Raw genomic sequence first — 18,858 nt, 5'->3', positions numbered from 1 at the left:
TCGCCCCGAAAGTTCCCCCGGACCGACCGCTTTTTCTCACCGTCGATCCCACGGATCGAGCTCGGGAAACGCCACGGGGCGCCGTTCCGATCGGCTCACGTCCAACGAGAGCCGTCCCGGGCCGAATTCCCTCGTCACCACGTAGCGCGACGGCGCGTCGCCCGCTTCGCCATCGTACCGGTACGAGACGATGCAGTCGTCCGCCGAATCCTCGCCGCGGAGACGGAATTCTACGGGACGCCCCCGCTCGTCGAGCTCGATCGCGATTTGCCGCCCGCGCCACCGGGCGGCCAGCGTCCGGTTCCCCTTTCCGCCCCACGCGATATCCTCGAACTCGTCGAATGGGAAGGGCCCGAGGAGGAGCGCCGCAACCAGGTCGCCGGGACTGATCGCCATCTCCAGGTGGCCGCCGATCAGGTCGATCGCCTCCGCGCCGGAAAGTCGCGTGCCCCGCTCGCGATCGACGATCGTCAATTCCCCTCCGTCGACGGCGATCGTCGCGTCCTCGCGCCAGGCGCCGAAGAGGCTCGAGTGGCGGAAATCGATCCGCAGCCGGTTTGGTGGGAGGAAAAGGATGCGGCAGGCGCCGCGAAGCCGCGCCCGGGGCAGGTCGATCTTCGCCTTGCCGGCCAGTTCGAGCCCCGGTTCCGTGGCCGGCATCGCGATCGACGCGAAGTCGGAACCGCCGCCGGAAAGCGCCGTCCCTCCGGGGGGCGAGCCGGCACATGATGCGAGCAGTGCGGCCAGAACGAGGATCGCGGGCGATCCTCCCATGATCACGGTTCTTGCTCTCAATCCCCTCCGCTCTCGCCCCGGCCGAGCTTGCCGCCGGCCGATTCGTTCTTTGGATCGATCTCGACGGAGCGCCGCCAGGCGTCGTCCGCCTTCTCTCGGTCGCCGAGCTTGTCCCACGCGTCGCCGAGGTGTTCCCAGATGACCGAATCGTCGTTCGCCTTCACGACCGCGTCGAGCAGCAGGTCGACGGCCTCCCGGTACTCCCCCTGCCGGTACTTTATCCATCCGAGGCTGTCGAGATAGTAGCCGTTGTCCGGTTCGGCGGCGAGCGCCCTGACGAGCAGTTCCTCCGCGAAATCGAGTCGTTCCCCCTTCTCGGCGAGCACGTACCCGTAGAAATTCTGCAGCGACGCGTCGCCGGGAAAGAGCTCGTGGAGGCGGGAGAGCCGCTCGAGCGCGGGATCCCAGTCGCCGCGTTGCTCGTAGAGCGTGGCCACTTCGAGGAGGATGCGGCGATCTTCCGGCGCGAAACGTTCGGCGCGCAGGAGATACTCCTCCGCCATCGCGCCGTCGCCGCGCTGCCGCCTGATCGCCCCGAGCAGGTAGTTGTCCTGCGGGGCGTCCGGGTCGACGAGCGCCTCGGCCCGCTGCAGGTACCCCAGCGCCTCCTCTTCGGGGATCGCCGCCGCTTCCGCGGGCGACGACGGGGCGCCGGCGAGATCGAAGCCGAGGAGGAGGAGCCCCACGTAGTTGTTGAACACGTCCGGTTCGATCCGCACGAGGCGCTCGAGGTATTGCCGGGCGGTCCGGTGGTTGCCTCCCTCGACCTCGAGTTCCGATACGATGCGCAACAAGCTCGGCCGCTCGCCGTCCTCGGCGAGCAGGCGCCGGAAGACGCCGAGCGCCTCCTCCCGCCGTCCTGCGCGGTAGTAGAAGCGCCCGAGTGTGATCAGGCCGTTCGCGTCGAGCTGTTCGTCGCTCCTCATCTTCTCGAGGAGCCTGATCCCCTCGTCGATCTCGTCGCCGTCGACGAGCAGTCCCGCCAGCTCGACCATCGCGGTGCGGTTGTCCGGCTCGACCTCGAGCGCGCGGCGGTAGGCCTCCTTCGCCTCGTCGCGCCGGCCCTCGTGCGCGAGGATCGATCCGAGCGCCACGTGCGCGCCGGCGAGCCCGGGATTCAGCTCGATGGCGCGGCGGAATGAGGCGATCGCCCGGTCGGCGTCGCCCTGCCTCGCGTAGAGGAACCCGAGCTTGTAGTGGACGTACAGGTCGTCGTCGAAGAGGGTCGCCGCCTCCTCGAGAGCGTCGCGCGCCTCGTCGATCCGATCCGTCTCGAGGTAGATCTTCGCCCTGAACTTCAACATCTCGAAAAGCGGCACGTCCTCGCGCCCGTCGAGCGCGTCGAGGCTCTCGAGCGCCGCCGCCGGATCGCCGGCACGGTACTGCGCCTCGGCGAGGATGAGCCGCGCCTCCGAGTCGTAGTTCTCGATGCCGATGAGCCGGCTCGCGAAGTCGCGCGCCTTCCCGAGATCGCCCAGCTCGAGGGTCACGCGGGCGAGCCGGAGATGGATGCGCGCGGTTCTTGGCGCGAAACGATCGGCGTACATGTACCACGAGTAGGCGTGGACGAGGTCGTACCGCGACTCGAGGAAGACCCCCTTCATGTAGGAGGAGAGCGCCCGCGGGTCGGTCTGCGCCACGGCCGCCGGCGGCGCGGCCACGACGAGCGCGAAGGCCAGCACGATCGGGGCGACGAGTTTCATGATCCTTTGTTCCATGCGTCAAGTATAACCCGGCGGGGGGCGCGGAGCAAATCCCCGATGACATTTCGCCGGGCTCCATTCGTTTCTTTCGTTTGCTTCGTTGCGTTGACTTCCCCGGGGACGGAGCGGTATACTTGTCGTCGCCGGGTTCCCGATCGTGGTGACGCGCGGCGGCGCCGGAGGGATCCGGATGACGATCCGGCCGCGGCGGGAGGTCGCGTCCCGCCCTGATGAAAGGATCTTCCGATGAAAAAGAGACGACTCCTTTTTCTGACGGCGCTCGCGGCCGTTCTCATCCACGGGACGGCGGGCGCGCAGGTGTTCCAGGCCGTGATGCTGGAACGGTTCGGCATCATGGATCCAACGCGGACCGGCGCGCGCCCCTTCGCGCTCGGCGGCGCGTACACGGCGGTCTCGGACGACGTTTTCGGCCTCGTCTACAATCCCGCCGGCCTCGTCCAGGTGGATCGGAACGCCTTCTCGATCGGCATCCACCACGTGTCCGTCGACATCGACAACGCCTATGGCGGCCTCCGCTCGGCGCAGGGCGGTTCCTACACGTCCCTCGGGCATCTCGCGGGCGTCTTCCCCTACGAGGAGATGGACAACAACATCGTCCTCGGCGTCGGCGTCTTCCGCGCGGGAACGGGGGATCTCGAGTGGATCAAGTCGGGGCTGTGGAGCGGCGGCGCGATGTCGATGAACCGCTACATGCAGAGCGGGACGATCTACCAGTACCGGTTCGGCATCGGCGTGGACCTTTCTCCCGCCGTCGCCCTCGGCGCGGCGCTCGTCGTCTGGGAACAGTCCCTCGACATCGTCGACGAGATACGCTACGAGGACACCGATTCGATCGCCCTCTATACCGACGACGTCGAGGTCGATCTCGACGGCGTCTCCCTCGAGTTCGGCGTCATGTTCTTTCCCCACGAGGCGCTCCAGGCCGGCGTGACGGTCTCGAGCCCGGCCTGGCTGAGCTACGACGGCGACGGCGTCGTCGACTACAGCGGCACCTACAAGAGCGGCCCGTACGTCGGCTGGGAAAGCGATCCCGCATGGGGGATCATCGAGGAGGACTACACCCTGCCGATGCGCTTCCGCGGGGGTCTCGCCCTCGTCACCGACCTCGTCCTCGTCACGGCCGACGTCGAATACGTCGACTGGACCCAGACGAAATACGAGGGGCAGCGCCTCGACGACGAGTTCGCGCCGGGGCGCGACGTGCTGGACGACGTGTGGAACCTCTGTTTCGGCGCGGAGATCAGGCTTCCCTGGCCGGCGATGAGTTTCCGGGGCGGCTACTCCTACGCGCCGCTCGTGACGCGGTCGATCGACGAGATCAGCCTGATCGTCGACGACGCGCCCGAATCGATCGTGGCCGACTACGAGATCGGCACCGACCGCCACCTCTTCACCTTCGGCATCGGCGCCGTCGTCGACCGCGTCTTTTTGATCGACGCAGCCGTCGCCTTCGGCGGATTCGATCGGGATACGGGGGAATTCTCCGAGAAACGGGACATCACGGAGATCGTCGTCTCGGGGGGATACCGCTTCTGAGCGGTCCCGGACCGACCTAGTCCGTCTTCCGTCTGATCCCGCGGAGCAGGGAGAGATACGCGTCGTCGAGGCGGGAGAGCATCTTCTCGCCCAGGCCCCCTCCGGTCTCCATCACCCGGTTGTAGTATTCCTCGAGGTACCGGCAGAGGAAGACGTTCTGGCGGGTGATCTGTTCCTCGATCAGCGCTTCCACCTCACCCCGGCGGCGGAGGAACTCCTCGTCCTCGGGCACTCCGCCGGCGTTGTGGAACCACGTGTTGAGCAGCTGGAGCCAGTAGGAATCGTGCTTCCCGCCGTTGTCGAAGACGCAGCCGGGCTCGTCGACGAGAAAGCAGTGGCCGTAGACGAAGTACGAGCAGTTCACGAGACCATGGAGAAAGAACCGGCGGTGGCAGTCGACCTGCATCTCGTCGAGGCGGCAGGGCAGCCTGCATTCCTCGCAGAAGGCCGCGGGGTCCCCGCCGAAGGTGAACGGAGCGTGCTTCACCTTCCTAACGGTCACTCTTCCCTCCCCGCCTGCCGCGGTGGCGGTGTCGCATGTTCGAGAGGGCGTTCTTCGCCGCCATCTGCTCGGCGTCCTTCTTGCTCTTCCCGCGCCCCTTCCCGCGGATGCGCCCGGCGACGTGCACCTCGACGAGGAAGACCTTGTCGTGCTCCGGGCCCGACGTGGATCTCACCTTGTAGATCGGATAGGTCTTGAACCGCGACTGCGTGAGTTCCTGGATGAGGCTCTTGTAGTTGATGTGATCCGAATGCTCGAGCGTCTTGTCGATGTCATCGAGGATCAGCTCCTCGATGAGGTCGCGGGCGGGCTCGAGCCCGCCGTCCAGGTATACCGCGCCGATCACGGCCTCGAGGGCGGCCGCGGTCACGGAGTCCTGGTCGGCCACTCCGCCCCGCGACGCGTTGCCGGAGACGATGATGTGCGAGGCGAGGTCGATGGCGACCGCCTTCTTCGCGAGGACGGTCTGTGACACGAGCAGGGATTTCTTCTGGGTGAGCTGCCCCTCGTCCTCGTCGGGGAAATTCCGCACGAGATAGTCGCTCGTGACGAGCGCGAGCACCGAGTCACCGAGGAATTCGAAGCGTTCGTAGGTGATCCCCGATTCCCCCGGCCTGAGTTCGCCGAGGGTCGACCGGTGGGTCAGCGCCTCGAGGAGCAACGCGCCATTTTCGAAACGATACCCGATCTTCTTCTCGAATCCGCCGAAGCCGGCGGTCGCGGCCGGCCGGCCGGCGCCGAAAAGACGACGAAAGATGGCGGTCAAGCGTTTCATCTCGACGAGGCCTATTCCCCGTACCGCTTCAGCAGCAGGCTGACGTTGTGTCCGCCGAATCCGAAGGAGTTGCTCATCACGTACGTCAACTCGGCCTTCTCCGCCTCGAAGACGTGGTTGAGCTCGCACGCCGGATCGACATTCTCCAGGTTCGCCGTCGGCGGGAGCATGTTCTCCCCGATGGCCCTGACGCAGATCACCAGTTCGTGGCCGGCGGCGGCGCCGAGCAGATGGCCGTGGCTCGACTTGGTCGAGCTGACCTTCGGCGCGGCAGGGCCCTCGCCGAAGACCCGCCTGATCGCCGCGGCCTCTCCCGGGTCGTTGAGCTGCGTCGACGTGCCGTGCGCGTTGATGTAATCGACGTCCTTCGGCTCGATGCCGGCGTCGTCGAGCGCCATCTTCATCGCGCGTCCCTGCCCCTCCCCTTCGGGAGCGGGCGAGGTCATGTGGTACGCGTCCCCCGTCATCCCGATGCCGACGAGCTCGGCGAGGATCGTCGCGCCGCGCGCCCGGGCGTGCTCGAGCTCCTCGATGACGACCATGCCGGACCCTTCGGCCATGATGAAGCCGTCCCGGTCGCGATCGAAGGGCCGGCTTGCCCGCTGCGGCTCGTCGTTCCGCGTGGACAACGCCTTCATCGAGCAGAAGCCGCCGAGCGCCATGGGCGAGATCGTCGCCTCGGCGCCGCCCGTGAGAACGGCGTCCGCGAGTCCGTGCTTGATGGTGAGACAGGCGGTGGCGATCGCGTGACCGCCGGAGGCGCAGGCCGAAACCGTGCAGAAGTTCGGTCCCTTCAGTCCGAATCGCACCGACACGAGGCCGGCTGCCATGTCGGAGATCATCATCGGGATGAAGAAGGGGCTGATGCGCGACGGGCCCTTCGCGATGAGATTCTCGTGCTGGGTCTCGAAGGTGTAGATCCCCCCGATCCCCGAGCCGATGATCGTCCCGAACCGGTCGCTGTCCTCGACGCCCTCTCCCAGCCCCGCCGAGTTCATCGCCTCGACGGAGGCGGCGATGGCGAGCTGGGTGAAGCGGTCCATCCGCCGGGCTTCCTTCTTGTCGATGACGGTCGTCGGATCGAAGTCCTTGATCTCGCCGCCGATCTGCGAGGTGTACTCGCCGACGTCGAAGGCCCCGATCCTGTCGATCCCGCTCCTGCGAGCGAGTACGGCCTCCCATGCCGACTGGACATCATTGCCGCACGGGCTGATGAGCCCGAGACCGGTGACGACCACCCTTCTGCCGTTTCCAGACACTTCGCCCCCCGTATCGTTGATGCCGGTCGCGCCGGCGCAGAGGCCGGCGCCCCGGATTATTCGCTGTGACCCTCGATGTAATCGATGGCCTCGCCGACCTTCGTGATCTTCTCGGCTTCCTCGTCGGGGATCTCGATGCCGAATTCCTCCTCGAGAGCCATGACGAGTTCCACCGTGTCGAGGGAATCGGCGCCGAGATCGTCTATGAAGGACGCTTCGCGCGTGATCTGATCCTCGTTGACCGAAAGCTGCTCCTCGACGACTTTCTTTACCCGTTCCTCGATCGTCATCTTGCGTCGTACCTCCTGTAAACGTTCGTTCAGGACATCACCATGCCGCCGTCGCAGTGCAGGACCTGCCCGGTGACATAGGAACCCATGTCGGAGAGCAGGAAGAGGACGACGTTCGCGACGTCGCGCCCCGTTCCGAACGCTCCGAGCGGAATGAGACGGAGCATCTCCTCGCGCGCCTTCTCCGGAAGCGCGTCCGTCATCGCCGTCTCGATGAAACCGGGGGCCACGGCGTTGACCGTGACGTTTCTCGCCGCCATCTCCCTGGCCGCCGACTTCGTCAGGCCGATGACGCCGGCCTTGCTGGCGGCGTAGTTGACCTGGCCGATGTTGCCCATGAGGCCGATGACCGACGAGATGTTCACGATCCTGCCGCACCGCATCTTGAACATGTGCCGCGCGATCGCCTTGGTGAAGTTGAAGGCGCCGGTCAGGTTCACCCTGATCACGGCGTCCCACTCCGCCTCGCTCATCCTGATGAGCAGGTTGTCCCTCGCGATGCCTGCATTGTTCACGAGGAAGTGCACCTGCTTCCGCCAGGCGAGCGTCTTCGCGACGCACTCCTGCGCCTGTCCCAGGTCGCCGACGTCGCAGGCGAGCGCCAGCGAGCCGGCCCCCGCCTGTTCGACGAGCGCCGCCGTCTCTTCCGCTCCCGCGGCGTTGACGTCGATGACGGCCGTGTCGACACCCCGCGCGGCGAGCGCCAGGGCGATATCCCTGCCGATCCCCTGGCCCGCGCCGGTCACGATGGCCGTTTTTCCCTTCATTCCATTCATCTCATCCATTCCTTCAGCTTGCGGCGCCGGGAACGCCCCTGTATACCAGAATCTCGGTCGCCGGTAAAGCAGAAGATCAGGCGATCTCGACCTCGGGCGCGACGTACGCCTCGAGCGCCGCGGCCGTGCCGACCGTCTCGACCGGCCGCGACCGGTCGATGCGCTTCATGAGGCCGGAAAGGACCTTGCCCGGACCGATCTCCATGATCTCCCCGTCCCATCCGTCGAGAAGGACGCGCATCGATTCGGTCCATCGCACGGGGCTGGTGAGCTGGCGCGAGAGCGCATCGACGATCTCGCCGCGCTCGCGGACGAGTTTCGCGTCGGCGTTCGAAACGACTCCCGCACGGGCGGGATGGAAGTCGAACTGCCCGATGAAGGAGACGAGCTCATCCTGTGCCGAGGCGACGAGCGGCGAATGGAAGGCGCCGGAGACGTTCAGCTTGACCGCCTTCTTCGCCCCCGCGGCCGTGGCCGATTCCATGGCGCGCTCGACTGCCGGAATGTGCCCGGAGACGACGATCTGCCCGGGGGAATTGAGATTGGCGATGACGACCGTCTCTTCGCCCGTCGACGCGGCGCGGCAGATCTCCTCGACCGTCTCCGCCTCCAGGCCGATGATCGCCGCCATCGTGCCGGGCTGGCGCAGCCCCGCCTCGTACATCAGCTCGCCGCGCTTGCGCACGATGCGCAGCGCGTCCATCGGCGCGAGCACGCCGACCGCCGCGAGGGCCGAGTATTCGCCGAGACTGTGCCCGGCCGCGATCGCCGGCTCCACGCCGCCTTCCTCGCGCAGGATCGTCGCGACGGCGACGCTGTTGAGTAGAATCGCCGGCTGCGCGTTGCGGGTCTCGGTGAGGACCTCCGCCTCGCCGCCGAAGCAGAGGCGCGAGAAGAACTGGCCGAGGGTCTCGTCCGCTTCCCTGTAGATCTCCGCGATCCGGGGGTAGGCCGCGACGAGATCCTTCCCCATGCCGACGTACTGCGATCCCTGCCCGGGAAACAACATCGCTGTCTTCTTCATCGTACTCAGTCTCCTTGCCGTCAGACCCGGAACAGGACGGAGCCCCACGTGAGCCCCCCGCCGAAGGCGACCATGATGACGAGATCGCCCTTCTTCAGCATCCCCTGCTCCCGCATCTCGCCGAGAGCGATCGGGATGCTCGCCGACGAGGTGTTGCCGATGCGGTCTATGTTGACGATGACCTGATTCTTCTTCAGTTTCAAGCGTTTCCTCACGCCCTCGATGATCCGGATGTTCGCCTGGTGCGGAATGAGGTAATCCACGTCCCCGGTCGACAGCCCCGCGTCGCCGAGTGTCCGGTGCGCCGCGTCGACCATCGAGCGGACGGCGTACTTGAAGAGGTCGTTCCCCTTCATCTTCGTGTACTGCATCCCCTCCCGCAGCCGTTCCTCGGTCAAGGGCATCCGCGAACCGCCCCCCGGCCGGTAGAGCAGGTCGCCGAGGGAGCCGTCGCTCTGCATGAAGCTGGAGAGGATCCCGTCGCCCGGCTCGCAGGGCTCGAGCACGACGGCGCCGGCCCCGTCGCCGAAGAGGACGCAGGTGGCGCGGTCGTCCCAGTCGGTGATCCGCGAGAGGAGCTCGACGCCCACCACGAGGATGCGGTCGGCCTGGCCGTTGGCGATCATCGCGCGCCCGACGCTCGTCCCGTAGATGAAGCCGGAGCAGGCGGCGCTGAGATCGAAGGCCGCGGCCCGTGTCGCGCCGAGCCGGTCCTGCAGCAGGCATCCGGTCGCGGGAAAGGACATGTCGGGGGTGACCGATGCGACGATGATGAGATCGAGATCGGCCGGATCGATGTCCGCGTCGGCGAGGGCCTTCCGGGCGGCCTCGTACGAGAGATCGCTCGCCGCCTGGTCGTCCGCCGCGATGTGGCGTTCCCTGATCCCGGAACGGGTGACGATCCATTCGTCGGTCGTGTCGACCATCTGTTCGAGATCGTGATTCGTCAGCACCCGCTCGGGAACGTAGTAGCCCATCCCCGCGATTCGCGCGCCCCTGCATCCCGCTTTGCCTGTCACTCCCCCGTCTCCTCCGTTCGTGCCCTGATATGCTCGTTGATTCCGCTCTCGACGAACCGCTCCGCCGCGAGGATCGCGTTCTTCGCCGCGCGGGCGGACGATCCGCCATGGCCGATGATCGTCACGCCGTTCACGCCGAGCAGCGGCATCCCGCCGTACTCCGCGTAGTCGAGTTTCCGCTTCATCCCGCGGAACACGGGCCGCATCATCGCCGCCCCGATCCTCGCCAGCACGGACGAATCGACCCCTTTCCGTATCATCCAGTTGAAGTAGCCGAAGACGCTCTCGGAAAACTTCAGCATGACGTTCCCGGTGAAACCGTCGGTGACGACGACGTCGACGGCTCCCTCGAACACGTCCCCTCCCTCGACGTTCCCCGCGAAATCGAGATCGCTCGCCGCCAGGAGCGCGTGGGCCTCGCGCGTGAGCTCGTTTCCCTTCGACGACTCCTCACCGTTCGAGAGCAGCCCCACGCGGGGGGATTTCATGCCGAGGAAATATTCCGCGTAGACCGCCCCCATCTCGGCGAACTGGAGCAAATTCCGCGGCGTGCAGTCGGCGTTGGCGCCCCCGTCGAGGATGATTGACGTCCCCGTCTTCGTCGGCCACCAGAGAGCGATCGCCGGGCGGTCGATCCCGTTCAGCCGGCCGAGGTAGAAGAGCGACGAGACCACCGCCGCGCCGGTGCTCCCGGCGCTCACGACGGCCTTGACCGCGCCCTCCTTCTGCAGGAGCATCGCCCTGACGATCGAGGAATCCTTCTTGCGCCGGATCGCCTGCGACGGGCTCTCGTTCATCCCGATCGTCTCGGGCGCGTCGACGATCTCGATGTGATCGTCGCCGTACCCGTGTTCCTCGAGATATTCCCGCACGACCCGTTCCGGACCGACGAGGACGACCTCGATCCGCCCGTCCCGTTCGCGCACGGCCTCGATCGCGCCGTCGATGATACCCACCGGCGCGTTGTCGCCGCCCATTGCGTCAAGACCGATTCTCATCCTCGCCTCACCGGGCTACCCTCGACCAAACACCGCCGAGCCGCCGGCCGGCTCAGGCTTCCTCGACTTCGGGTTTGACGACTTCCCGCCCGCCGTAGTACCCGCAGTGCGGACACACGACGTGGGGAGGCTTGGCCTGGTGGCAATGCGAACACTTCGTCACGGTCGGCGCCGCCGCCTTGTAGTGCGAGCGCCGCATCCGTTTCTTGGATTTCGACGTTCTCCGTTTCGGTACGGCCATTTCCGTGTCTCCTTCCGGTTCCGGGCAATATTCAACTCTCGTCCGAGCGGTTCAACAGTTTTCTCAGCGCCCCCCAGCGCGGATCCCCCTCCTCGCGTTCGCAGCCGCAGTCGCCCTCGTTCAGGTTGGCGCCGCAGGCCGGGCACAGACCCCGGCATCCGTCGTCGCAGAGAAAGCGGATGGGCAGGTCGAGAATGACCGCCTCCCGCACGCGCGGGAAGAGATCGAACGCGTACTCGGCCCTCTCGTCCAGGAAAACGAAATCGTCGTCCTCGATGCTCTCCGGCGGCGCGTCGTGCGCCCCTCGCTGGAGCACGAGCCTGAACGCCACGTCCACGGGATGCTCGTACGGCCCGAGGCATCGCGAGCAATCGACCGTCAGGGTGCCCGTGACGGCGGCGTCGACGTAGTACCGGCTCCCCGTCCTCGACGAGGTCCCCTCGACGGCGACCGCGCAGAGCGCTTCCCCCCCCTCCTCGGTCGGGAGGGTGAACGTCTCCCGGAAAGAAAACCCGTCCCGGTCGGCGCTGTGGCCGAGGTCGAGTTCCATTCTGGTAACGTCCTGATTCATAAAGCGCTTATATTAATCGTCACCGAAGACGATCGCAAGTTCTTTTTCGGCGGTCTCCGGGGCGTCCGAGGCATGCACCGCGTTGGCCTGGAGACTCGTCCCGTACATGTACCGGATCGTGCCCGGACGCGCGTCGGCGGGATTCGTCGCCCCGACGAGTTCCCGCACCAGGGTGACGGCTTCCTCCTTCTCGACCTGCATCCCGATGACCGGTCCGCCGGTGATGTACTCGATCAGGTCCGCGAAGAAGGGCTTCTCCCGGTGCACGCCGTAGAATTCGCCGGCCTGCTCCCGGTCGAAGCGGAAGAGCTTCATTTGCGTGATGGCAAATCCGTTCCTGAGCACGAAATCGATGATCTCCCCCTGTTTCCCGGCCTGCACGGCCTCGGGCTTGATCATCATGTAGGTCTTCTGCACGTCTTCCTCCGTTTTCTCGATGCCGGCGATCGCGCTCTCCGCTACGCCGGAAATGATTTCACGATGTCGGCGATCCCGGCCGGCGTGTCGGCCACCGCCACCCCGGCGGCCTCGAAGGCGGCCGTCTTCTCGGCGGCGGTGCCGGTGCCGCCGGTGACGATCGCCCCGGCGTGTCCCATCCGCTTGCCCGGGGGCGCGGTGCGGCCGGCGATGAACGCGACCGTCTTCTTCGGGTAGCCGGCGCGTATCTTCTCCGCGGCGAGCTCCTCGTCGTTCCCGCCGATCTCCCCGATGATGACCACCGCGTCGGTCTCCCCGTCCGCGGCGAAGAGATCCATCGTGTCGAGCAGGTTCAGGCCGACGACGGGATCGCCGCCGACGCCGAGGCAGGTGGACTGCCCGATCCCCGCCTTCGTCAGATGATACACCACCTCGTAGGTGAGCGTGCCACTGCGAGAGACGATTCCCACTCGGCCCTCGAGATGGATGTGGCCGGGCATGATGCCGACCTTCGCCTTCCCGGGCGATATGACTCCCGGGCTGTTCGGGCCGAGGAGCCGCGCGCCCCGCGCCCGGACGTAGGGCAGCACGCGCACCATGTCCTTGACGGGGATCCCCTCGGAGATGCAGACGACGAGAGAGATCCCGGCGTCGGCCGCCTCGCATGCGGCATCGGCGGCGAAGGCCGCCGGAACGTATATCACGCTCGTGTTCGCGCCGGTTTCGCGAACCGCCTCGTCCACGTAGTCGAACACGGGTACCCCGTCTCCGGTCGTCTGCCCGCCCTTGCCGGGGGTGACGCCGGCGACGACCCGCGTCCCGTACTCGATCATCTGCGCCGTATGGAATGCGCCGTCGCGCCCCGTGATGCCCTGGACGACGAGCCGCGTCTCCCTGTCGACGAGGATGCTCATGCGTCCCTCCCTTTCTCGCCGGCGCTGCCGCGGGCGACGTCGATGGCCTTCCGCACGCCTTCCTCCATGGAGGCGGCGGGAACGAGGTCGGTGCCGGCGAGCAGCTCTCGGGCCCGTTCCTCGTTCGTCCCGGTGAGACGGACGACGAGGGGCACCTCGATGCCGAGCTGCTTTTTCGCCTCGATGATCCCGAGCGCGACGTCGTCGCACCGGGTGATCCCGCCGAAGATGTTGATGAGGATCGAGCGGACGTTCGGGTCGCGGAGGATGATCTTCATCGCGGCGAGGACCTTCTCCGGGCTCGAGGAACCGCCGATGTCGAGGAAATTGGCCGGTTCCGCGCCGAAGTGCTTGATCATGTCCATCGTGGCCATGGCGAGCCCGGCGCCGTTGACGATGCAGCCGATCCCGCCGTCGAGCTTCACGAAGGAGAGGCCGTGCTCTCTCGACTCGACCTCGCCCGGATCGGCATCGGCGTCGTCGCGGAGGTCGGCGATCGCCGGCTGCCGGTAGAGGGCGTTGTCGTCGATGTTGATCTTCGCGTCGATCGCCCAGACCTTCCCCGCCGGATCGACGACGAGGGGGTTGATCTCCGCGAGCGAGGCGTCGACCGCCATGAAGGCGTCGAAGAGACGCGGGAGCACGCCGGCGACCTGCCGGGCGACGTCGCGGTCGCCCGAGAGGAATGCCGCCTGCCTGCGCAGCTGGAAGGCGAGCAGGCCGGCGGAGGGATCGATGGTGGTCTTGAGGATCTTCTCCGGCGCCGTCCGGGCGACTTCCTCGATGTCGACGCCCCCCTCGGGCGAGACCATCATCATCGGCCGCCGGGTGATCCTGTCGATCACCATGCCCACGTAGAACTCCTCGGCGATGTCCACCGCCTTCGCCACGAGGACCTTCTCGACGCGCAGGCCCTTGATCTCCATGCCGAGGATCGCCTCCGCCTTCGCGGCCGCCTCCCCGGGAGTCGAGGCGAGCTTGACGCCCCCCGCCTTGCCCCGTCCGCCCACGAGGACCTGCGCCTTGACGACGACCGGGCAACCGAGCTCGCCGGCGGCCGCCTCCGCCTCGTCCGCCGTCCAGACGAGCCGGCTCGGCGGCACGGGCAGGCCGTGGGCGGCGAAGACGCCGCGTGCGTCCGCTTCGTGCATTTTCACGGGCAACCCCCTGTATTCTGCGATCGATCGAACCGTCGGTCGTCCGGGCCGGACGAACTCGGGCTACGAGAGGATCGGTTTCAGCGCGTCGACGAGATCCGGGTGGCCGATCTCGTCCAGATCGTAGCTCACCCGCACGGTGGGCTTGTCGATCCTGACGATCCTCGTGAGGTCGATCGGCGTGCCGATGATCACCGTGTCGCACTCGGTGGCGGCGATCGTCTTCTCGAGATCCTTGATCTGGTCGGCGTCGTAGCCCATCGCCGGGAGCAGCTCGCCCACGTCCGGATACCGCCGGAAGGTGCGCGCGATCTTGCCCGTGGCCCACGGACGCGGATCGACCAGCTCGGCGGCCTGGAACTTCAGGGCCGCCATGACGCCGGCGCCGTACTTCATCCCGCCGTGCGTCAGGGTGGGTCCGTCCTCGACGCAGAGGACCTTTCTCCCCGCGATCAGCTCGGGATGGTCGACGACGAGCGGCGAGGCCGCATCGACGACCATCGCGTCGGGATTGACCTGGGCGATGTTCGAGCGGACCTCCTCGATGCCGCAGAGATCGGCCGTGTCGATCTTGTTGATGACGATGACGTCGGCCATGAGCAGGTTCGCGAACCCGGGGTAGTACTCGAGCTCGTGGCCCGGCCGGTGCGGATCGACGACGGTGATGGCGAGGTCGGGACGGTAGAAGGGCAGGTCGTTGTTGCCGCCGTCCCAGAGGATCACGTCGGCCTCCTTCTCGGCCTCGCGGAGGATCGCCTCGTAATCGACCCCCGAATAGATGACGACGCCCGCCTCGATGTGCGGCTCGTACTCCTCCATCTCCTCGATCGTGCACTTGTGCTTCGCCAGGTCCTCGATGGATCCGAAGCGCTGCACCTTCTGCGCGACGAGGTCGCCGTAGGGCATCGGGTGCCTGATCGCGGCCACCTTCTTGCCCGCGTCGATAAGGATCCTGGCGACGCGGCGGGTCGTCTGGCTCTTGCCGCAGCCGGTGCGCACCGCGCAGATCGAGACGACCGGCTTCGTGCTCTCGATCATCGTCGGCCGGCCGCCGGCGAGAACGAAATGCGCGCCGAGAGCGTTGACGTACTGCGCCTTCTCCATCACGTACTGGCTCGAGACGTCGCTGTATGCGAAGAGGACCTCCTCGATGTTCTCGTTCTCGATGATCTCGCCGAGATCCTCCTCGGGCCTGATGGGAATGCCCTTGGGATAGAGCTCACCGGCCAGTTCCGCGGGGTACACGCGATCGTCGATGTCGGGAATCTGCGTCGCCGTGAATGCGACGACCTCGTAGTCGGCATTGCCGCGGAAGAGCGTGTTGAAGTTGTGGAAATCCCTTCCTGCGGCACCCATGATGACGATCCTCTTCTTGCTCATGCGGTCCATTCACCTCCGATGGTAACTGCGCTCGTGTTCCGGCCTCCGGGCCCCGCGGCTTCCCGCTCAGGGCGCGTCGGCCTCCTCTCGTATTCTTCTCACCAGGGCGGACGTCGAGTGCGCGCCGACCATGTCGATCCGCACGACCTCCCCCCCGTTCTCCTCGACGATGTCGGCCCCGACGATCTCGCCCGGGGCGTACTCGGCGCCCTTCGCGAGGACGTCGGGCCTGAGCGCGGCGATCGTCTCGAGCGGCGTGTCCTCGTCGAAGATCGTCACGCAATCGACGCACCTGAGCATGAGGAGCAGGTACGCCCGGTCGTCCTGCCGGTTGAAGGGGCGCCCGTCCCCCTTGCCGAGGCGGCGCACCGAGTCGTCGCTGTTGAGACCGACGACGAGCAGGTCGCCCAGTTCGCGGGCCGAGGCGAGCAACTCGACGTGGCCGCGGTGCAGGATATCGAAACAGCCGTTCGTGAAGACGATCCGCTCGCCGGCGTGCCGCTCTCGCAGCCGGGGCAGGTCCTCTCTCTGCACGATGCGTTCGGTTGCCTCTTCCATCTCTCTCACGCGGGAAAGGAACGTTCGAGTTCGGCGCGCCCGACGGTGGCCGTGCCGACCTCCCGGACGACGATCCCCGCCGCGGCGTTGGCCAGCTCTATGGAACGGTGCAGGCCGGCCCCGGCGGCGAGCCCCGCCGCGAGGACGCCGACCACCGTATCCCCCGCGCCGGTCACGTCGAAGACCTCGCTCGCCCTCGTCGGGAAGTGGCGCGGCCGCTCGCCGCGCTCGAAGAGGGTCATGCCGTCCTCGCCGAGCGTCACGAGAATCGCCGCGGCCTCGAGATCGTCGAGGAGGGCCCGACCCACCTCGTCGAGCTCGGCGGCCGTCCCGATCCGGCGGTTGTAGAACCCCCCCGCTTCCTTGCGGTTCGGCGTGACCACGTACGCCCCGCGGTAGAGCGAGAAATGCCCTTCCTTGGGGTCGACGAGGATCGGCACGCCGCGCGCGGCGGCCGCCTCGCGGACCGCGTCCATCACGGGACCGGTCACCACGCCCTTGCCGTAGTCGGAAACGACGACGGCATCGGCGCCGTCGATCGCTCGCCGGATTGCCGCGAGCAACCGTCCGAGCGCCCGGCTTCCCGGCTCCCCGCCCGTCTCGAAATCGGCGCGGACGACCTGCTGGTTGTGCGCGACGATCCGGATCTTCTCCGTCGTCACCCGCTCGCCGTCGGCGATGATGAAACCGGGTTCGATTCCGCGCTCGGCGATCAGTGCCCGCATCTCGCGCGCGGCGGCGTCGCGGCCGACCACGCCGACGAGCCGCGCGTCGATGCCGAGGGAGACGAGGTTCCAGGCGACGTTGGCCGCGCCACCCGGACGGGAGCCCGTGCCGTCGACGGCGACGACGGGGACCGGCGCCTCGGGGCTGATCCGGTCGACCCGCCCCCAGAGATACCGGTCGAGCATGAGATCGCCGACGACGGCGACTGCCGATCGAGTCATCTTCCCGCAGATACCGCGAACCGTTCTTCGCCGCAACATTCCTCGCCGCCGTTTTCTATACCGGAATCGCCGGACAGATTTGTCTGTCGAATTGCGACATAACACACAACCGAACAGGGGACAATATACCCGGAGCTTGATCGCTTTTCAAGGAGTATTCACCCGCCGGGCGGCGCGACTTCCGGCCCGCGGAGCCGCCGCGGCCGCTGCCGGAACGGTCCCCGGCGAAACGCCGCTCACCTGGCGGCCTGCCCGGATGCCGGGGGCCGGTTTGCCGGCGGCCGATTCCCGTGTTGACCGGCCCGCCGGCGAACGGGTATATCATTACGGGGAACGCGGGGAACGTGGAAGGCCCGGAAGAAAGGATCGCCAGCGCATGGACACGGAGCAGAAGCAGACATCCCTCCCGGTCGAGATCGACGAGAAGGCCGCCGAGGGGACCTATTCGAATTTCGTCGTTACCGCCCATACCGCCTCGGAGTTCATCCTCGATTTCGCCCGGATGCTCCCCGGCTTCAAGAAGGCGCGGGTGCACTCGCGGATCATCATGACGCCGCAGTCGGCGAAATCCCTCCTCATCGTCCTGAGCCGCACCGTGGAGCAGTACGAGAAGAACTTCGGCCCGATCGCGCCTCCGGGCGGCCCGGGCGGCGCGTCGCCGATGGGATTCCATCCGGGATCGGATTCGGGGAAGAGCAAGATGCACTAGCCGGCCGGGAGCCCGCCTGCCGGCGGCGAGGTCTTCCATCGCTTGTGCGCCCAGAGCCAGTGGTCCGGGTGCTTCCTGATCGCCGCTTCGAGCGCCGCGGCGTGCGCGGCGGTGAGCCGCAGAACCTCGGTTTCGCGCTCGGCCGACGGATCGACCTCGATCGGCGGCAAGAAGACCGCCTCGTGCGTCTCGTCGGGCCGGCGCACGATATAGCAGAAGAGGATCGGCTTGCCCGCGCGGTAGGCGAATTGCGCGGCGCCGGGATAGGTCGACGACGGGATCCCGAAGAAATCCACGATGACGCCCGCGCCCCGGCGGGCCTCCTGGTCGCTCAGCAGGGCGACCAGGTGTCCGCGTTTCAGCGCGGCGAAGATCCCCCGCGCCGCCACCCCGCGCGGGATGATCCCGATCCCCGCAGAGCGCCGCAGATCGTTCATCAGGCCGTCGACCATCCGGTTCTGCTGCTCTCCCACGAGGAATTCGACCGGCATCCCGGCGGCGGCCGCCGCGGCGCCGAGGAGCTCCCACGAACCGAAGTGCCCCGTGACGACGATCGCCCCGCCGCGCGCGAGGACGTCGTCGGCGTGCTCTCGCCCGGCGAAGGAGACGAGATCGAGGACCCTGCCGGCGCCGAGCCGCCCGAGCGAGGCGAACTCGACCATCGACTTCGCGAAATTGACGTATGAGCGCCGCCCCGTCCTGATCCGCGCGCGCCGGTCGAGGACGTCGCCGAGGGCCCGCTCGAGGTTGGCGAGGGTCACCGCCCGCCTGATGCGCACGACGTCGAAGGCGACGATCCCGAGCAGGCCGCCGACGCGGACGGCCGCGCGCATGGGCAACAGCCGCGGCAGGAAGACGAGCAGCTTCACGCCCGCCAGCTCGAGCCGGTGCCGTATCCGTTTCCAGCGTTTCGTGGCCGCGCCTCCTTCGTTCAGGCGCCCGTTCCGCTCAGCGGAAGAGGCGGGCGAGCCGGCTCATCCGAATATCGATGCTCCGGTGCGGGCAGAGCTCGTGGCAGCACATGCACTGCACGCACCGGCGCCGGTCGATGCGGTAGACGTCGCCGTCGCGGTCGATCGCGTCCACGGGGCAGCTCTCCGCGCAGAAGCCGCACCCCACGCACCGTTCGGGGACGATCGCCGGCTGCACCCACACCAGCGGCGCGACGAGCTTGGCGAGCCACTCGGGGACGAGCCTGAGCCCCTTGTTGGAGGGGAGCGCGAACCCCCCGGCGCGCACATCCGCCCCGTCGCCGACGCAGTCGAT

Annotated in this window: 22 protein-coding genes; 2 read left to right on the top strand and 20 right to left on the bottom strand. The window is 67.3% G+C overall.

The window, feature by feature from the left end; all coding sequences use genetic code 11:
• Positions 1 to 36: 36 nt before the first annotated feature.
• Entirely contained in the window at positions 37 to 795 is a 759-nt protein-coding gene (locus JW876_10425; protein ID MBN1885922.1) for a hypothetical protein, read from the bottom strand.
• Positions 792 to 2,498 (bottom strand): tetratricopeptide repeat protein, encoded by a 1,707-nt coding sequence (locus JW876_10420; GenBank protein ID MBN1885921.1) that lies wholly within the window; start codon positions 2,496 to 2,498, stop codon positions 792 to 794. The genes JW876_10425 and JW876_10420 overlap by 4 nt, the downstream gene beginning before the upstream one ends.
• Before the next feature lie 246 nt (positions 2,499 to 2,744).
• On the opposite strand from JW876_10420, the gene JW876_10415 reads away from it, so the two are divergent.
• Positions 2,745 to 4,055, top strand: coding sequence for a hypothetical protein (locus tag JW876_10415; protein ID MBN1885920.1), 1,311 nt, complete (start codon positions 2,745 to 2,747; stop codon positions 4,053 to 4,055).
• Positions 4,056 to 4,071: 16 nt separating this feature from the next.
• Here the strand turns inward: JW876_10415 and JW876_10410 are convergent, their stop codons facing one another.
• The 16 genes from JW876_10410 to rfaE1 form a co-directional block, all read right to left on the bottom strand.
• Complete coding sequence (locus JW876_10410; GenBank protein MBN1885919.1) at positions 4,072 to 4,557, bottom strand: hypothetical protein; 486 nt, start codon at positions 4,555 to 4,557, stop codon at positions 4,072 to 4,074.
• Positions 4,547 to 5,332 carry a ribonuclease III gene (gene rnc, locus JW876_10405; protein MBN1885918.1) on the bottom strand — a complete coding sequence of 262 codons (786 nt, stop codon included), beginning with the start codon at positions 5,330 to 5,332 and terminating at the stop codon, positions 4,547 to 4,549. Before rnc ends, JW876_10410 begins: the two co-directional genes overlap by 11 nt.
• 11 nt (positions 5,333 to 5,343) lie before the next feature.
• Positions 5,344 to 6,591, bottom strand: a complete 1,248-nt coding sequence (gene fabF / locus JW876_10400; GenBank protein MBN1885917.1) for a beta-ketoacyl-ACP synthase II — start codon at positions 6,589 to 6,591, stop codon at positions 5,344 to 5,346.
• 56 nt (positions 6,592 to 6,647) lie between these two features.
• Positions 6,648 to 6,881 (bottom strand): acyl carrier protein, encoded by a 234-nt coding sequence (gene acpP, locus JW876_10395; GenBank protein ID MBN1885916.1) that lies wholly within the window; start codon positions 6,879 to 6,881, stop codon positions 6,648 to 6,650.
• Between the two features lie 29 nt (positions 6,882 to 6,910).
• Positions 6,911 to 7,657, bottom strand: coding sequence for a 3-oxoacyl-[acyl-carrier-protein] reductase (gene fabG / locus JW876_10390; protein MBN1885915.1), 747 nt, complete (start codon positions 7,655 to 7,657; stop codon positions 6,911 to 6,913).
• Positions 7,658 to 7,733: 76 nt separating this feature from the next.
• A complete protein-coding gene (fabD, locus tag JW876_10385) occupies positions 7,734 to 8,681 on the bottom strand; it encodes an ACP S-malonyltransferase (GenBank protein MBN1885914.1) in 948 nt (315 codons plus the stop codon).
• Positions 8,682 to 8,701: 20 nt separating this feature from the next.
• A complete protein-coding gene (locus tag JW876_10380) occupies positions 8,702 to 9,658 on the bottom strand; it encodes a ketoacyl-ACP synthase III (protein ID MBN1885913.1) in 957 nt (318 codons plus the stop codon).
• A 38-nt stretch (positions 9,659 to 9,696) separates the two neighbouring features.
• On the bottom strand, positions 9,697 to 10,698 hold the full coding sequence (gene plsX / locus JW876_10375) for a phosphate acyltransferase PlsX (GenBank protein MBN1885912.1): 1,002 nt from the start codon (positions 10,696 to 10,698) through the stop codon (positions 9,697 to 9,699).
• 52 nt (positions 10,699 to 10,750) lie between these two features.
• Positions 10,751 to 10,939: a 50S ribosomal protein L32 gene (gene rpmF / locus JW876_10370; protein MBN1885911.1), complete on the bottom strand. Its 189-nt coding sequence runs from the start codon at positions 10,937 to 10,939 to the stop codon at positions 10,751 to 10,753.
• A gap of 31 nt (positions 10,940 to 10,970) precedes the next feature.
• Positions 10,971 to 11,489 (bottom strand): DUF177 domain-containing protein, encoded by a 519-nt coding sequence (locus JW876_10365; GenBank protein ID MBN1885910.1) that lies wholly within the window; start codon positions 11,487 to 11,489, stop codon positions 10,971 to 10,973.
• Positions 11,490 to 11,522: 33 nt separating this feature from the next.
• Positions 11,523 to 11,927, bottom strand: coding sequence for a nucleoside-diphosphate kinase (gene ndk, locus JW876_10360; GenBank protein ID MBN1885909.1), 405 nt, complete (start codon positions 11,925 to 11,927; stop codon positions 11,523 to 11,525).
• A 41-nt stretch (positions 11,928 to 11,968) separates the two neighbouring features.
• Positions 11,969 to 12,841 carry a succinate--CoA ligase subunit alpha gene (sucD, locus tag JW876_10355; GenBank protein ID MBN1885908.1) on the bottom strand — a complete coding sequence of 291 codons (873 nt, stop codon included), beginning with the start codon at positions 12,839 to 12,841 and terminating at the stop codon, positions 11,969 to 11,971.
• Positions 12,838 to 13,998 carry an ADP-forming succinate--CoA ligase subunit beta gene (gene sucC / locus JW876_10350; protein ID MBN1885907.1) on the bottom strand — a complete coding sequence of 387 codons (1,161 nt, stop codon included), beginning with the start codon at positions 13,996 to 13,998 and terminating at the stop codon, positions 12,838 to 12,840. The genes sucD and sucC overlap by 4 nt, the downstream gene beginning before the upstream one ends.
• 63 nt (positions 13,999 to 14,061) lie before the next feature.
• Positions 14,062 to 15,378: a GTPase gene (locus tag JW876_10345; protein MBN1885906.1), complete on the bottom strand. Its 1,317-nt coding sequence runs from the start codon at positions 15,376 to 15,378 to the stop codon at positions 14,062 to 14,064.
• A gap of 66 nt (positions 15,379 to 15,444) precedes the next feature.
• A complete protein-coding gene (gene rfaE2, locus JW876_10340; protein ID MBN1885905.1) occupies positions 15,445 to 15,936 on the bottom strand; it encodes a D-glycero-beta-D-manno-heptose 1-phosphate adenylyltransferase in 492 nt (163 codons plus the stop codon).
• Positions 15,937 to 15,941: 5 nt separating this feature from the next.
• Entirely contained in the window at positions 15,942 to 16,883 is a 942-nt protein-coding gene (rfaE1, locus tag JW876_10335) for a D-glycero-beta-D-manno-heptose-7-phosphate kinase (GenBank protein MBN1885904.1), read from the bottom strand.
• Between the two features lie 376 nt (positions 16,884 to 17,259).
• On the opposite strand from rfaE1, the gene JW876_10330 reads away from it, so the two are divergent.
• Positions 17,260 to 17,592 (top strand): DUF3467 domain-containing protein, encoded by a 333-nt coding sequence (locus JW876_10330; protein MBN1885903.1) that lies wholly within the window; start codon positions 17,260 to 17,262, stop codon positions 17,590 to 17,592.
• On the opposite strand, the gene JW876_10325 is transcribed toward JW876_10330, so the two are convergent.
• Together JW876_10325 and JW876_10320 are read right to left on the bottom strand one after the other, a co-directional pair.
• Positions 17,589 to 18,461, bottom strand: a complete 873-nt coding sequence (locus JW876_10325; GenBank protein MBN1885902.1) for a lysophospholipid acyltransferase family protein — start codon at positions 18,459 to 18,461, stop codon at positions 17,589 to 17,591. The two genes, JW876_10330 and JW876_10325, sit on opposite strands and share 4 nt — an antisense overlap.
• 79 nt (positions 18,462 to 18,540) lie before the next feature.
• Positions 18,541 to 18,858 (bottom strand): 4Fe-4S binding protein (locus JW876_10320; GenBank protein ID MBN1885901.1); only part of this gene is annotated, 318 nt, incomplete at its 5' end.

This window comes from Candidatus Krumholzibacteriota bacterium (genome assembly GCA_016931295.1).
Classification (GTDB): domain Bacteria; phylum Krumholzibacteriota; class Krumholzibacteriia; order Krumholzibacteriales; family Krumholzibacteriaceae; genus JAFGEZ01.
The sequence above is the reverse complement of the archived record's forward strand: the minus strand, read 5'-3'. Positions and strand labels throughout refer to the sequence as shown.

Coding starts and splice junctions, on each gene's coding strand:
- JW876_10380 (MBN1885913.1), bottom strand. CDS start 9,658: ATGGGCTACTACGTTCCCGAGCGGGTGCTGACGAATCACGATCTCGAA.
- fabG (MBN1885915.1), bottom strand. CDS start 7,657: ATGAATGGAATGAAGGGAAAAACGGCCATCGTGACCGGCGCGGGCCAG.
- rfaE1 (MBN1885904.1), bottom strand. CDS start 16,883: ATGACTCGATCGGCAGTCGCCGTCGTCGGCGATCTCATGCTCGACCGG.
- fabD (MBN1885914.1), bottom strand. CDS start 8,681: ATGAAGAAGACAGCGATGTTGTTTCCCGGGCAGGGATCGCAGTACGTC.
- rfaE2 (MBN1885905.1), bottom strand. CDS start 15,936: ATGGAAGAGGCAACCGAACGCATCGTGCAGAGAGAGGACCTGCCCCGG.
- JW876_10330 (MBN1885903.1), top strand. CDS start 17,260: ATGGACACGGAGCAGAAGCAGACATCCCTCCCGGTCGAGATCGACGAG.
- sucD (MBN1885908.1), bottom strand. CDS start 12,841: ATGAGCATCCTCGTCGACAGGGAGACGCGGCTCGTCGTCCAGGGCATC.
- rpmF (MBN1885911.1), bottom strand. CDS start 10,939: ATGGCCGTACCGAAACGGAGAACGTCGAAATCCAAGAAACGGATGCGG.
- acpP (MBN1885916.1), bottom strand. CDS start 6,881: ATGACGATCGAGGAACGGGTAAAGAAAGTCGTCGAGGAGCAGCTTTCG.
- JW876_10415 (MBN1885920.1), top strand. CDS start 2,745: ATGAAAAAGAGACGACTCCTTTTTCTGACGGCGCTCGCGGCCGTTCTC.
- plsX (MBN1885912.1), bottom strand. CDS start 10,698: ATGAGAATCGGTCTTGACGCAATGGGCGGCGACAACGCGCCGGTGGGT.
- JW876_10365 (MBN1885910.1), bottom strand. CDS start 11,489: ATGGAACTCGACCTCGGCCACAGCGCCGACCGGGACGGGTTTTCTTTC.
- JW876_10420 (MBN1885921.1), bottom strand. CDS start 2,498: ATGAAACTCGTCGCCCCGATCGTGCTGGCCTTCGCGCTCGTCGTGGCC.
- JW876_10345 (MBN1885906.1), bottom strand. CDS start 15,378: ATGAGCAAGAAGAGGATCGTCATCATGGGTGCCGCAGGAAGGGATTTC.
- rnc (MBN1885918.1), bottom strand. CDS start 5,332: ATGAAACGCTTGACCGCCATCTTTCGTCGTCTTTTCGGCGCCGGCCGG.